Origin of the sequence: Sphingomonas cavernae (assembly GCF_003590775.1) — a bacterium.
GTDB classification, from domain to species: domain Bacteria; phylum Pseudomonadota; class Alphaproteobacteria; order Sphingomonadales; family Sphingomonadaceae; genus Sphingobium_A; species Sphingobium_A cavernae.
On sequence record NZ_QYUM01000004.1, the window covers coordinates 117,757 to 131,009 of the forward strand.

A 13,253-nucleotide genomic window follows, 5' to 3' on the forward strand; every position below is an offset into this window, starting at 1 on the left:
GGAGTCGACCGATGAGCAAGATCGTGAAAACACTATCTGGAACTGCCGGTATCGCGCTCGCCCTTGCACTGGGCGGCTGTGGTGGCGGAACCTTCAATCCGGGAATGGAGAGCGTTCACCAACCCGTAGTGCAGCGTACCGATTACACGGTCGATCTGCAGACGGGAGGCGAACGGGGTCTGGCTGCGGGCGAGACACAACGCCTTTCAACCTGGTTCGATACGCTCGAACTGGGTTATGGGGATCGCGTTTCGATCGACGATCCTTCGGGATTGGCCAGCAGCGGCGCGCGCGAAACGGTTGCTGCTGTCGCGGCGCGTTCCGGCATGCTGCTGGAGGAAGGCGCGCCGGTCACTTCGGGACAGGTAGCACCGGGCAGCATCCGGGTCGTCGTCAGTCGCATGACGGCCTCGGTCCCCGAGTGCCCCGATTGGAGCCGTCCGTCGCAGCCTGAATACGAAGCATCGACCATGTCGAACTTCGGCTGCGCGTCGGCCAAGAACCTCGCGGCGATGATCGCTGACCCCGAAGATCTCCTCCATGGCCGCAATGGCCAGGGCGGCTCTGACGCGCACACCGCAACCAAGGCCGTCAAGGCCTTCCGCGATCGCGTGCTCACCGGGGTCACTGAAGTCAAACAAGAATCGTCGAAGGGAGCGCAGTAACATGAACGCACCATGGACTCCCGGCCGCGGCGCGGCGCTGCGCGAACCCTTCAACGCCTATGTATGTGATGATGCGGCGGTTGAGGTCATCCGAGCGGTGGCCGTCGAGCTCGGCTGGTCGCCCGAGAAGGTCAATAAGGGTGGGCTTCGCAATGCCGTCCAGTCGCTCTCGGTTTCGGCCAGCCCAAGCATCCTGTTCGTCGACCTGTCAGAATCGGGCGATCCGCTCAATGACATCAACGCGCTTGCAGAGGTGTGCGAACCGGGCACCGTCGTGATCGCGGCGGGCCAGGTGAACGATGTCCGGCTGTACCGCGACCTGGTCGCGAGCGGCATCCAGGATTATCTGCTGAAGCCGTTCAGCCCGGACCAGCTCCGTGACGCATTTGCGCAGGCGCAGGCGGTTTTCAACGCCCCCAAGCATCTCGACCCGGCGGCCGAGCGGCCGCATCTGATGACCGCGGTCATCGGCGCACGCGGCGGCGTCGGTAGCTCGACGATCGCTACCTCGCTCGCCTGGCTGTTCGGCGAGAAATCGGGGCGGTCGACCGCAATGCTAGATCTCGACGTCCATTTCGGCACCGGCGCGCTGGCTCTCGATCTGGAACCCGGCCGCGGCCTGACGGACGCAATCGAGAATCCGAGCCGTATCGACGGGCTCTTTATCGAGCGCGCGATGGTCAAGGCGAACGAAAAGCTTTCGATTTTGTCGGCCGAAGCACCGCTCAATCAGGCCATGCTCACCGACGGATCGGCGTTCTTCCAGCTTCAGGAGGAAATGCGCTCGGCGTTCGAGTGCACCGTGATCGACCTGCCACGCTCGATGCTCGTCCAGCATCCGCACCTGCTTCACGAAGCGCATGCGGCCGTGGTGGTGACCGAGCTGACACTGGCCGCCGCTCGGGACGTGATCCGCATCCTGTCGTGGCTCAAGAGCAATGCTCCGCAGGCGCGCGTGATGGTGGTTGCCAACCGCGTCCCGGCGAGCGGTGCGTCAGAGGTTAGCCGCAAGGACTTCGAGACATCGATTGAACGCAAGGTCGATCTGGTGATCCCGCTCGACCAGAAGGTCGCGGCGCAGGCCGCCAAGCTGGGCAAGCCCATTGCGGAAGCCGGCAAGGGCTCGAAACTCAGCACCAGCCTGCTCGATCTCTCGAACCGCCTGCTGAGCTGTGTCGAAGACGGCGGGGACGAGGCCGAGGCCGCCAAGGGCAAGTCCTTGCTCGGCAAACTGGGCGACCTGAAAGGGCTGATGCCCAAAAAGGCGGCAAAGGCCTGACCATGGCGGGCGATGCGCAACCGTCAAGGCTGCGCACGCCCCCCGGCTTGGATTGGCAGGGGGAATGACTGCGATGATGCCCATTCTAACCGTTGCAGCCGGACTCGCTGGCGTGCTCGTTCTGCTGTTCGCCGCTTTTTCGGGACCTTCGCTGGCCAAGATCCAATCGCGCCGCCTTTCAGCGGTCAAGGATCGCCACGCCGCAAACGCCAGCGCGACGATCGAGGCGCAGATGCGCCGCGTCATCTCCAACCGCGAGTCTCGCATGGACGGTTTCGCGGCGCAGTTCATGCCCAATCCCGCGTTGCTCAAGCAGCGCATCGGACGGACGGGCAAGAACTGGTCGCTGGGGCAATATGGTGCAGTTTCGGGAGGGATTGCGATCGCGGTGGCAGCGATCGGGCTGACTATGGGCTGGCCGCTGCTGCTTGCGCTTCTGGTCGGAGTCGCAGTTGGCCTTGCCATCCCGCACGCAGTCGTCAGTTCGCTGATCAAGCGCCGTGTGAATCAATTCACCGTACGTTTCCCCGATGCAATCGAGTTGCTCGTGCGCGGTCTGCGCGCCGGCCTGCCTATCTCGGAAACGCTGGGTGTCGTCGCCAATGAGGTCCCTGGCCCCGTGGGCGAGGAGTTCGGCATAGTAAGCGACAAGATCAAGATTGGCCGCACCATGGATCAGGCGCTTCAGGACTCCGCCGACCGGTTGGGTACGCCCGAATTCCAGTTCTTCTGCATCACGCTCGCCATCCAGCGCGAGACGGGCGGCAACCTCGCGGAAACGCTTTCCAACCTTGCCGATGTGCTGCGCAAGCGTGCGCAGATGAAGCTCAAGATCAAGGCGATGTCGTCCGAATCCAAGGCGTCGGCCTATATCGTCGGCTCGCTGCCCTTCATCGTGTTCACCCTGATCTATTTCGTGAACCCTGAGTATATGGGCAACTTCTTCGTCGATCAGCGACTGATGATCGCGGGCGGCGGCGGCCTCATCTGGATGAGCATCGGGGCATTCATGATGGCCAAGATGGTCAGCTTCGAAATCTGAAGGCGACAGGGACATGACCGAAACAGCCGCACCGACCATCATGGGGGTCGACGTCATCTGGGCAGCCACACTGCTCGCCGCGGTCGCCACATTCGCGATCCTCGTGGCGATCTACGCGGCGACGACCGTTCGCGATCCGATGGCCAAGCGCGTCAAGTCGCTCAACGAGCGCCGCGAACAGTTGAAGGCGGGCATCGTCGCCTCGACCTCCAAGCGCCGCGCGAAGCTGGTCCACCAAAGCGAGACGACCGACCGCATCCGTTCCTTCCTCAAGTCGTTGAAGGTCCTCCAGGACGGCCAGGTCAAGGCCGCACAGATCAAGCTGGCGCAAGCGGGCATCCGCTCGAAGGACGTCGCGGTCGTCGTCATCTTCAGTCGCCTGATCCTGCCGATCGTCTTCGGCGGGACGATGGTGGTGGGCATCTACCTGCTCGGCTGGTTCGCCGACTCGGGGCCGCTCAAGCAGCTCGGGCTCGCCGCGGGTTCGCTGATCGGCAGCTACAAGGCGCCCGATCTTTTCGTGCAGAACAAGATCAACAAGCGCAGCGATGCAATCCGCAAGGGGCTTCCCGACGCGCTTGACCTGCTCGTCATCTGCGCCGAGGCGGGCCTGACCGTTGACGCCGCCTTCCACCGCGTCGCGCGCGAGCTGGGCCGTGGCTATCCTGAACTCGGTGACGAATTCGCGCTTACCGCGATTGAGCTGGGCTTTCTGACCGAACGGCGCATGGCCTTCGAGAACCTGGCGCAGCGCGTCGCTCTCGATGCGGTGCGCGGCGTCGTCACCACCATGATCCAGACCGAGAAATACGGCACGCCACTCGCCTCGGCGCTGCGCGTGCTGTCGGCCGAATTCCGCAACGAACGCATGATGCGCGCCGAGGAAAAGGCCGCGCGGCTGCCCGCGATCATGACGGTGCCGCTGATCCTGTTCATTCTGCCCGTGCTGTTCATCGTGATCCTTGGCCCCGCGGCCTGCTCGATCACCGACAGCTTCATCGACGGCGGGATCTGACGAACGGACAACGCCGCTCGCCCTGAGTAGCCGTTGAGCTTGGCGAAGTGAACAAGTGAGGATTGCCCCCGGCAATCCTCAGCCAAGCCGGGGGCTTGGTGGGCTTGTTCACCGTATCGAAGGGTCGGTCACAGGTCCTTCGATACGGGCCCTCGCCAGGCTCGGTCCCTACTCAGGACGAGCGGCGTTGTAGTAGATCACCGCGCCTTGAGCGCGGCCTGCGCGGCGGCGAGGCGGGCGATCGGCACGCGATAGGGCGAGGCCGAAACATAATCGAGGCCTGTCGCTTCACAGAATTCGATCGAGGCGGGATCACCACCATGTTCGCCGCAGATGCCGAGCTTGACGTCGGGGCGCGTCGCCCTGCCCCGTTCGGCCGCCAGCCAGATCAGCTCGCCGACGCCCTCGATATCGAGGCTGACGAACGGATCGCGCGGGAAGATGCCCTTGTCGACATAGGTGGTGAGGAACCGGCCTGCGTCGTCGCGGCTGACGCCGAGCGTGGTCTGCGTGAGGTCGTTGGTGCCGAAGCTGAAGAACTGGCCGACCTCGGCGATCTCGCCCGCCTTCAAGGCCGCGCGCGGCAGCTCGATCATCGTGCCGACGAGATAGTCGATCGTCCGTCCCTTCTCGGCGAAGACAGCCTGCGCGGCCTGGTCGATGACGTCCTTCATCAGTTCGAGCTCGCGCTTCGTCGCGACGAGCGGGACCATGACCTCGGGGATCGGCGCCTCGCCTGATTTCGCTGCGACGTCGCACGCCGCCTCGAAGATCGCGCGCGCCTGCATCTCGTATATCTCGGGATAGGTGACGCCGAGGCGGCAACCACGATGACCGAGCATCGGGTTGAATTCGTGCAGCTCGGCGGCACGTCGCTTGAGCGTGTCCACGCTGACGTCGGCCGCCGCCGCCACTTCGGCGAACTCGGCTTCCTCATGCGGCAGGAACTCGTGGAGCGGCGGATCGAGCAGGCGGATCGTAACAGGCAGACCCGCCATCACCTCGAAGATTTCGGTGAAATCGGCGCGCTGCTCGGGGAGCAGCTTTTCGAGCGCGGCGCGACGGCCTTTTTCGGTGTCGGCGAGGATCATCTGGCGCACCGCGGTGATCCGCGCCGCGTCGAAGAACATGTGCTCGGTGCGGCAAAGCCCGACGCCCTCGGCGCCGAAATCGCGCGCGACGCGGCAGTCGAGCGGGGTCTCGGCGTTGGCGCGGACCTTGAGGCGACGCACCTTGTCCGCCCAGACCATCAGCGCGCCGAAATCGCCCGCGAGCTCGGGCTGGACGGTCGCAACCGCGCCGAACATGACCTCTCCGCTAGCGCCGTCGATCGTGACGATGTCGCCTTCCTTCACCTCACGCTGGCCGACACGCATCAGTTTCGCCTTCGCATCAATCGAGAGCGTACCGACGCCCGAGACGCAGGGGCGGCCCATGCCGCGCGCGACCACCGCCGCGTGGCTGGTCATGCCGCCGCGTGCGGTGAGGATGCCCTTGGCGGCGTGCATGCCGTGAATGTCCTCGGGGCTGGTTTCGGTGCGGATCAGGATCACGTCCTCGCCCAGCTCGGCCCATTTCTCCGCGGTGTCGCTGTCGAAAACCGCCTTGCCCGAGGCCGCGCCCGGCGAGGCGGGAAGCCCCTTCGCCAGCACATCGCGCGGCGCCTTGGGATCGAGCGTCGGGTGGAGGAGTTGATCGAGCGCGGCAGGATCGACGCGCGCGACGGCTTCCTCCTCGGTGATCAGCCCTTCATTGGCCATGTCGACCGCGATCTTGAGCGCGGCCTTCGCGGTGCGCTTGCCCGAGCGCGTCTGGAGCATCCAGAGCTTGCCGCGTTCGACGGTGAACTCGATGTCCTGCATGTCGCGGTAATGCGTCTCGAGCAGATCGAAGACGCGCGCGAGCTCGGCAAAGGTCTCGGGCATCGCCTCTTCCATCGAGGCGGGCTTTGCCCCTGCGCGCTCGCGCGCCTGTTTGGTCAGGTACTGCGGCGTGCGGATGCCCGCGACAACGTCCTCACCCTGCGCGTTGATCAGGAACTCGCCATAGTAAGCGCGCTCGCCCGTCGCGGGATCGCGGGTGAAGGCCACGCCCGTCGCCGAGGTGTCGCCCATATTGCCGAACACCATCGCCTGGATATTGACCGCGGTGCCCCAGTTGCCGGGAATGTGGTTGAGCCGGCGATAGACCTTCGCGCGCTCGGCCTGCCATGAGCCGAATACCGCAGCCGTAGCGCCCCAGAGCTGGTCGTTCACATCCTGCGGGAAGGGCTTGCCCCATTGTTCCTCGACAAGGCCCTTATAGGTCGCGACCAGCGCCTGCCAGTCTTCAGCGCCCATTTCGGTGTCGAGGTTGAACCCCTTGTCTTCCTTCGCGATTTCGAGCGCTTCCTCGAACGACCCATGGTCGAGCTCGAGCACGACGTCCGAGTACATCTGGATGAAGCGGCGATAGCTGTCCCATGCGAAGCGCGGATCGCCCGAAACCTCGGCCAGCCCCTTTACTGTCTCGTCGTTGAGACCGAGGTTGAGGACGGTGTCCATCATGCCGGGCATTGAGACGCGCGCGCCGCTCCGAACAGAGACAAGCAAGGGGTCGGACGCGTCGCCGAATTTCTTGCCGGTCACGCCCTCGATATGCGCGATGCCGTTTGCGACTTCGGCGCGAACGCTGTCGGGAAAGACCTCGCCATCGTCATAATAGCGGGTGCACATCTCGGTCGTGATCGTGAAGCCAGGAGGCACCGGCAGGCCGATCGAGGCCATGCCGTCGAGGTTCGCGCCCTTGCCGCCGAGCAGGTTCTTGTCGCCCTTGCCGCCGTCCGAAACACCACCACCGAAACGATACACATATTTCGTCATCAATCGTCCGTCCCTGTTTCGCCCAAGGGCTTAGCTTCACTTAACTTCGCAAACTTCTCACAAAACGCATGTTTGATTCGGGGGCTCAGCCCTCGATCCGCGAGAAGTCGGCGACCCGATGCACAGCGTCGCGCACGCGCGCCAGCGTCGCGAGGCGAGCCGAGCGCTTTGCCGGATCACTGTCATTCACGGTCACCTTGTCAAAGAATGCGTCGATGGGTGCGCGCAAGGACGCGAGCGCCGCCATCGCCCCTTCGAAGTTCTCCGCGGCAACCGCGGCTTCGGCCTTGGGCTCGGCCGCGTCGAGCGCTGTGAGCAGGTCAGCCTCTTCCTTTTCGGGCGTGTAGGACAGCGAAACCTGTTCCCCCGCCCCTTCGAAGCCTTCCTTCTTCAGGATATTGGCGGCGCGGCGATAGCCAGTGAGAAGATGGTCGCCATCCTCCGTCTGGACGAAGGCCTGCAACGCCTTCACCCGCGCGAGCAGGCGGACGAGATCGTCCTCGCCACCCAGCGCGAAGACCGCGTCGATCAGGTCGTGACGAACGCCCGCTTCGCGCTGCTGGACCTTGAGGCGGTCGGCGAAGAAATCGACCGCACTTCGTTGAACATTGGCAGCGTTCTCCAACAAGGACCGTTCCAGCTCAATAAATCTAAACGGTTTCCTTGGTTCCGGAGAAAGTGCACCCAACTCCTTCAGAACAAGATTAAGCCCTTTTGCCTGAGCATATTCCGCAACCCGATTAAGCTCTCTCAGGAAAACAGCATTGCCTTCTACTGGCAGCCTATAATGTTGTGACGCGCTGACGATCATTTCACCGTAGATTGCGTGAAGTTTACTGAGTGCGGCGTTCAACTTGAAACGAAGATTATTGTTTAGCGTTAGTCTCGAGACTGCTAACGCTGCGCGGCGAAGCGCAAAAGGGTCTCTTGAGCCAGACGGCGTTTCATTGATCACGAAAAAGCCGAAGAGACTATCCAACTTATCCGCCAGCGACACCGCCACCGTCACCGGCGCAGTCGGCACATCGTCACCCTGCCCGACCGGCTTGTAGTGGTCGCGGATCGCGTCGGCGACGGCGTCAGGATAGCCCTGCGCGCGGGCGTAATAGCCGCCCATCACGCCCTGAAGCTCGGGGAACTCGCCGACCATGCCGGTGACGAGATCGGCCTTGGCGAGGCGCGCGGCCTGTTCGGCCATCTGCGCCAATTCTTCCCGCGTCATTCCCGCGAAAGCGGGAATCCCGCTGCCTTGCGATACCGAAGAACAAGCGGGATCCCCGCTTTCGCGGGGATGACGATGGGGGGTGGTAGCGCTGGTGGGATTTGAACCCCCGACGATCCCCTCTTCCACCAGCCAGCGCGCGAGCTTGGCGACGCGATCGACCTTGTCGGCGACGGTGCCGAGCTTTTCGTGGAAGACGATCTGGTCGAGCTTCTTCGCCTGTTCCTCGAGCGGGATCTTGAGGTCATGCTCCCAGAAGAATTTGGCGTCCGAGAGGCGCGCGGCGAGAACCTTGTGGTTGCCGTCCACGATCTGCGCGCCGCCGTCGCTCGCCGTGATGTTCGCGGTGCAGACGAAGTTGGGCGCGAGATTGCCGGCAGCATCATTGACCGAGAAATATTTCTGGTTGGTGCGCATGGTGAGCTGGATCACCTCGCGCGGGACCTCAAGAAACGCCGGGTCGAAGGAGCCGAGCAGCGGCACGGGCCATTCGGTGAGCCCGGCATTCTCGGCGACAAGGCCGGGGTCTTCCACCAGCGTCAGCCCGGCGGCGGCCGCAGCGGTGTGGGCGCCCTCAGCGATCATCTTCCGCCGTTCGGCGGGATCAACGATGACGTGGCAGGCGCGCAGCTTGGCGGCATAGTCGCCGGCATTACCGATCGTGATGCAGCCGGGATGATGGAAGCGGTGGCCGACGGTTTCGGCACCGCTCTGGATATCGTCGATCGAACAGGGCACGACATCGTCGCCCAGGAGCGCGATGATGCCCTGCAGCGGGCGGACCCAGCGCAGGCTCTCGGTCGAGGACGAAGTCGCACCCCAGCGCATCGACTTGGGCCAGGGAAAGGCGCGGATGATCGCGGGGATTGCTTCGCCAATCACCTCGGCGGTCGCGCGGCCGGGCTTTTCGATCACCGCGAAGAGCACGCCGTCGCGTTCGACAAGCTGTTCGCGCGTGAGGCCGGTCGAGCGCAGGAAACCGCTAAGCGCCTGTTCGGGCGCGTTAGCGCGCGGGCCCTTGCGTTCCTCGCTCACCGCTTCGGTCTGAAGCGGCAGGTCGCGCGCGATCAGCGCGAGGCGGCGGGGAGTGGCAAAGGTTTCGATGCTCCCGGCCTTGAGGCCCGATTTGGCGATCTCTTCGACGAAAAGACGCGCAAGGTCAGCGGACGCCTTTTCCTGCATCCGCGCGGGAATTTCTTCGGAACGAAGTTCGAGGAGGAAGTCAGTCATGGCTCATCTCCCCCAGTGTCATTCCCGCGAAAGCGGGAATCCAGACGATGCTGGCGACATTGAGGAGGCGTGTGGTCCGCGCTGGATTCCCGCTTTCGCGGGAATGACACGGTGGGTTTGGCAAGAACTTCATCATGCCGCCCACCCGTTCTTTTCCATCCACGCCGCGCAGCTTCCTTTGGCGAGGTCACGGACGCGGCCGATATAGGCCTGGCGCTCGGCGACCGAGATCACGCCGCGCGCCTGGAGCAGGTTGAAGACATGGCTCGCCTTGATCGCCTGTTCATAGGCGGGGATCGGCAGCTTGTTTTCGAGGCAGAGTTCGCACTCGGCGGTCGCCTTTTTGAACGCGTCGAACAGCCGCTCGGTATCGGCGACCTCGAAGTTCCAGGTGCTCATCTGCACCTCGTTCTCGTGATAGATGTTGCCATAGGTGACGGCAGGAAAGTCGCCCTTGGGATCATTGAACGCGAGGTCGTACACGCTGTCGACGCCCTGAATATACATGGCGAGGCGTTCGAGCCCGTAGGTGAGTTCGCCCGCGACGGGCTTGCAGTCGAAGCCGCCCATCTGCTGGAAATAGGTGAACTGCGTCACCTCCATGCCGTCGCACCAGACTTCCCAGCCAAGCCCCCAGGCGCCCAGGGTCGGGCTTTCCCAGTCGTCCTCGACGAAGCGGATATCGTGCTTTGTAAAATCGATGCCGATCGCCGCGAGCGAGCCCAGATAGAGCTCCTGCAGATTGGGCGGGCTCGGCTTCAGCACCACCTGATACTGATAATAATGCTGGAGGCGGTTGGGGTTCTCGCCATAGCGGCCGTCGGTCGGGCGGCGGCTGGGCTGGACGAAGGCGGCGTTCCACGGATCGGGGCCCAGCGCGCGCAGCGTCGTCGCGGGGTGAAAGGTCCCGGCACCCATTTCCATGTCATAGGGTTGCAGGATCACGCAGCCCTGATCGCTCCAATAGTCATGGAGCGTCAGAATCAGCCGCTGGAAACTCATTCCCTTGGCCGTGGCGGGCTTCGAATCGGTCAATTTGGAGCCTTCGCAGATGCAAAAAATTACCCGCGCGCCCTTTGGCGGAAGCGCGCGAAACGGTCAAGCGACGCGCCATTCTCCCTTTGACCTTTGCCGCCCAAGAGCACTTCCCGAAAAAGTGGGAACCGGTTTTTCGATCGGGAAGTGCTCAAGATAGAATCGAGAGCCTTTCTTATCCCGCAAGGCGATTCCGCCTTGCGGGGAAAGGCTCTACCCGCGAAGCAGGCACAGAAATCCAGTCGTTTGAAAGCGAGACCGCATGAAGAAGATCGCCGCCGCCCTCTCCTGCCTGTTGTCCGGAATTGCGCCGCTCCACGCGCAGGCTCCGGAGACGGACGCAGATCCTGCGCTTTGGGTGGTGAAGGATGCGGACACGACGATCTATCTGTTCGGCACCGTCCATGTGCTGAAACCCGGCCTGAGCTGGTTCGACGAGGGCGTGAAATCGGCATTCGATGCGTCGGACGAGCTCGTCATCGAGATGATCGAACCCGAACCCGCAGCGATGCAGCAGCTCGTGATGAGCAAGGCGATCGACCCGTCGGGCAAGACGCTGAGCTCGAAGCTCGATGAGGGCCTGCGCGCCCGCTACGAGAAGGCGATGACCGACGCGGGACTTCCGGGGCAAGCTTTCGATCCGTTCGAACCCTGGTTCGCCACCGTCACTCTCTCGGTGCTGCCGTTGCAGAAGCTCGGCTACAAATCTGAAAGCGGCGCGGAGAAGATACTCAGCACGGCGGCGAAACAGGCCGGCAAGAGGATCGAGGGGCTCGAAACCGCCGAGCAGCAGCTCGGCTATTTCGACGCGATGCCTGAGCCGCTGCAGCTACGCTATCTGGCCGCGGTGATCGACGAACTGCCTGAATATCAGCCGAAGCTGGAAATGATGATCGCGAGCTGGGCAAAGGGCGATCCCGATGCGCTGGCGGAGCAGATGAACGAGGGCATGGAAAAGACCCCCGAACTCGCCGCGATCCTGCTCGACCAGCGCAACGCGCGCTGGGCGGAGTGGATCAAGGCGCGGCTCGACACGCCGGGCACGGTGTTCGTCGCGGTCGGCGCGGGGCATCTGGCGGGCAAGGGCAGCGTGCAGGACAAGCTCGACGCGCTCAAGGTCGCGAGCGTCCGGGTGACCTATTGATCCGTTGTTGCCCGTTCATCTTCAACCGGGAATAAGGGCTGCCATGCTACGCCGCCTTTCGATCGCCTTCTCCGCCCTCCTCGCCGCCTGCGCCTCATCGGGCGAGGCCAACGCGCCCGTAAAGCCGGGGCTGTGGAAGGTCGCGGACGCCGACACCACCGTCTATCTGTTCGGCACCATCCATATGCTGCCGCCCAATTACAAATGGCGAACCAAGACATTCGACAAGGCGCTGGGCAAGGCCGACCAGCTCGTTCTCGAGGTGGTGCTCGATAAGGATCCGAAGAAGACCGCGGAGATCGTGAAGCGGCTGGGGCTTTCGCCGGGGCTGCCGCCGCTGCTGGAACGCGTCCCCGAAGACAAGCGCGCCGGGCTCACCAAACTGATCGAGACATCGAAGATCCCGATGGACCGTCTCGACGCGATGGAGACCTGGTCGGCCGCGACGACGCTAGCGGCGCTGACGCTGCGTCAGGCCAATATCACCGCAGCCGACGGCGTGGAGCGCCAGCTTTCGGCGAGCTTCGAAGGCGCCGGAAAACCGATCGGCGGGCTCGAGACCACCGAACAGCAGCTCGGCTATTTCGACACGCTTCCCGAGGCCGTGCAGCGCAAATTCCTTGTCAGCGTGATCGACAGCACCGTCGACGCGGAGGTCGAATTCACCAAGATGATGGCCGCCTGGTCGACCGGAGATACCGGCAAGATCGCGACCACCTTTGACGAAGAACTGCGCTTTTCGCCCGAACTCGGCGAGGTGCTGCTCAGGCAGCGCAACGCCAACTGGACCGAGTGGGTGAAGAAGCGGCTCGACACGCCGGGCACTGTCTTCGTCGCGGTGGGTGCGGGGCATCTGGCGGGCAAGGATTCGGTGCAGGAGATGCTTGCGAAGGACGGCGTGAAGGTGACGCGCGTCCAGTGATACGAGCACCCCGGCGAAGGCCGGGGTCCAGTGTGAGGGGTTCGATGCGCGCGGCTCCTGGACCCCGGCCTTCGCCGGGGTACTCGGTGCTTGCTTTGCCGTCCTTCCGCCCCTATAGGGCCACGCTTCCGTCATGGTCATCCCTGGAGGCGTGGCGGAAAGACGAAACCTAGCAATTTGGAGACATGCACATGAGCGATCAGCTTACGCTGTCGGCCGAGGCGCGCGATCGGGCTGGCAAGGGAGCCTCCCGTGCCCACCGCCGCGAGGGCCGCGTACCTGCCGTCATCTATGGGAACAACGAAGAACCGACCTCGATCCATATCGAGGAAAAGGGGCTGATGAAGCAGCTTCTGACCGGCCACTTCATGAATTCGGTCGTCATGATCGAGCTCGGCGGCAAGAAGGTCCGCACGCTCCCCAAGGACGTCCAGTTCCATCCCGTCAGCGATCGCCCGCTGCACGTCGATTTCCTGCGCATCAGCGAGCACGCCCAGGTCACCGTCTCGGTGCCCGTGGTGTTCGTCGATGAGGAACAGGCCCCCGGCATCAAGCGCGGTGGCGTGCTCAACATCGTCGCGCACGACCTCAGCCTCGTCTGCGATGCCGCAGAGATCCCCGACCAGATCGCGATCTCGCTCGCCGGCCTCGACGTCGGCAGCTCGATCCACCTCGGCGACATCAAGCTGCCCAAGGGCAGCGAAGCCGCTGGCGCGGACAGCGATCTCACGATCGCGACCATCGTCGCGCCGTCGGCACTGAAGTCGGAAGAGGCCGAGGAAGCCACCGCGGCTGACGAGGTTCCTTCCGCTCAGAAGAGCGACGCGGAATAAGGCTG

10 protein-coding genes are annotated in these 13,253 nt (G+C 63.7%); 7 read left to right on the forward strand and 3 right to left on the reverse strand.

Annotation, left to right across the window (positions count from 1 at the left end; translation table 11 throughout):
- The first annotated feature begins 11 nt into the window (after positions 1 to 11).
- The 4 genes from D3876_RS15825 to D3876_RS15840 all read left to right on the forward strand — a co-directional run bounded on the left by D3876_RS15825 (position 12) and on the right by D3876_RS15840 (position 4,001).
- Positions 12 to 665, forward strand: coding sequence for a CpaD family pilus assembly protein (locus tag D3876_RS15825; protein WP_119764134.1), 654 nt, complete (start codon positions 12 to 14; stop codon positions 663 to 665).
- A 1-nt stretch (position 666) separates the two neighbouring features.
- A complete protein-coding gene (locus D3876_RS15830; RefSeq protein WP_119764135.1) occupies positions 667 to 1,944 on the forward strand; it encodes a nucleotide-binding protein in 1,278 nt (425 codons plus the stop codon).
- Positions 1,945 to 2,017: 73 nt separating this feature from the next.
- Positions 2,018 to 2,986: a type II secretion system F family protein gene (locus tag D3876_RS15835; RefSeq protein WP_420801968.1), complete on the forward strand. Its 969-nt coding sequence runs from the start codon at positions 2,018 to 2,020 to the stop codon at positions 2,984 to 2,986.
- A gap of 13 nt (positions 2,987 to 2,999) precedes the next feature.
- Entirely contained in the window at positions 3,000 to 4,001 is a 1,002-nt protein-coding gene (locus D3876_RS15840; protein ID WP_182912037.1) for a type II secretion system F family protein, read from the forward strand.
- Between the two features lie 197 nt (positions 4,002 to 4,198).
- On the opposite strand, the gene ppdK is transcribed toward D3876_RS15840, so the two are convergent.
- The 3 genes from ppdK to D3876_RS15855 form a co-directional block, all read right to left on the reverse strand.
- A complete protein-coding gene (gene ppdK / locus D3876_RS15845; protein WP_119764139.1) occupies positions 4,199 to 6,862 on the reverse strand; it encodes a pyruvate, phosphate dikinase in 2,664 nt (887 codons plus the stop codon).
- Positions 6,863 to 6,947: 85 nt separating this feature from the next.
- Positions 6,948 to 9,314, reverse strand: coding sequence for a glycine--tRNA ligase subunit beta (glyS, locus tag D3876_RS15850; protein WP_119764141.1), 2,367 nt, complete (start codon positions 9,312 to 9,314; stop codon positions 6,948 to 6,950).
- A 132-nt stretch (positions 9,315 to 9,446) separates the two neighbouring features.
- Complete coding sequence (locus D3876_RS15855; protein WP_182912087.1) at positions 9,447 to 10,316, reverse strand: glycine--tRNA ligase subunit alpha; 870 nt, start codon at positions 10,314 to 10,316, stop codon at positions 9,447 to 9,449.
- Between the two features lie 295 nt (positions 10,317 to 10,611).
- Between D3876_RS15855 and D3876_RS15860 the strand changes: the two genes are divergently transcribed.
- The 3 genes from D3876_RS15860 to D3876_RS15870 all read left to right on the forward strand — a co-directional run bounded on the left by D3876_RS15860 (position 10,612) and on the right by D3876_RS15870 (position 13,248).
- A complete protein-coding gene (locus D3876_RS15860) occupies positions 10,612 to 11,493 on the forward strand; it encodes a TraB/GumN family protein (protein WP_119764143.1) in 882 nt (293 codons plus the stop codon).
- A gap of 43 nt (positions 11,494 to 11,536) precedes the next feature.
- The gene (locus tag D3876_RS15865) at positions 11,537 to 12,415 is read left to right on the forward strand and encodes a TraB/GumN family protein (RefSeq protein ID WP_119764145.1); all 879 of its coding nucleotides are present in this window, start codon (positions 11,537 to 11,539) and stop codon (positions 12,413 to 12,415) included.
- Positions 12,416 to 12,606: 191 nt separating this feature from the next.
- Positions 12,607 to 13,248 (forward strand): 50S ribosomal protein L25/general stress protein Ctc, encoded by a 642-nt coding sequence (locus D3876_RS15870; protein ID WP_119764147.1) that lies wholly within the window; start codon positions 12,607 to 12,609, stop codon positions 13,246 to 13,248.
- Positions 13,249 to 13,253: the final 5 nt, after the last annotated feature.

What these genes read in the sequence shown, in the direction of transcription:
- D3876_RS15835 (WP_420801968.1), top strand. Translation starts at nt 2,018, where the DNA reads ATGATGCCCATTCTAACCGTTGCAGCCGGACTCGCTGGCGTGCTCGTT.
- ppdK (WP_119764139.1), bottom strand. Translation starts at nt 6,862, where the DNA reads ATGACGAAATATGTGTATCGTTTCGGTGGTGGTGTTTCGGACGGCGGC.
- D3876_RS15860 (WP_119764143.1), top strand. Translation starts at nt 10,612, where the DNA reads ATGAAGAAGATCGCCGCCGCCCTCTCCTGCCTGTTGTCCGGAATTGCG.
- glyS (WP_119764141.1), bottom strand. Translation starts at nt 9,314, where the DNA reads ATGACTGACTTCCTCCTCGAACTTCGTTCCGAAGAAATTCCCGCGCGG.
- D3876_RS15855 (WP_182912087.1), bottom strand. Translation starts at nt 10,316, where the DNA reads ATGAGTTTCCAGCGGCTGATTCTGACGCTCCATGACTATTGGAGCGAT.
- D3876_RS15870 (WP_119764147.1), top strand. Translation starts at nt 12,607, where the DNA reads ATGAGCGATCAGCTTACGCTGTCGGCCGAGGCGCGCGATCGGGCTGGC.
- D3876_RS15825 (WP_119764134.1), top strand. Translation starts at nt 12, where the DNA reads ATGAGCAAGATCGTGAAAACACTATCTGGAACTGCCGGTATCGCGCTC.
- D3876_RS15830 (WP_119764135.1), top strand. Translation starts at nt 667, where the DNA reads ATGAACGCACCATGGACTCCCGGCCGCGGCGCGGCGCTGCGCGAACCC.
- D3876_RS15840 (WP_182912037.1), top strand. Translation starts at nt 3,000, where the DNA reads ATGACCGAAACAGCCGCACCGACCATCATGGGGGTCGACGTCATCTGG.
- D3876_RS15865 (WP_119764145.1), top strand. Translation starts at nt 11,537, where the DNA reads ATGCTACGCCGCCTTTCGATCGCCTTCTCCGCCCTCCTCGCCGCCTGC.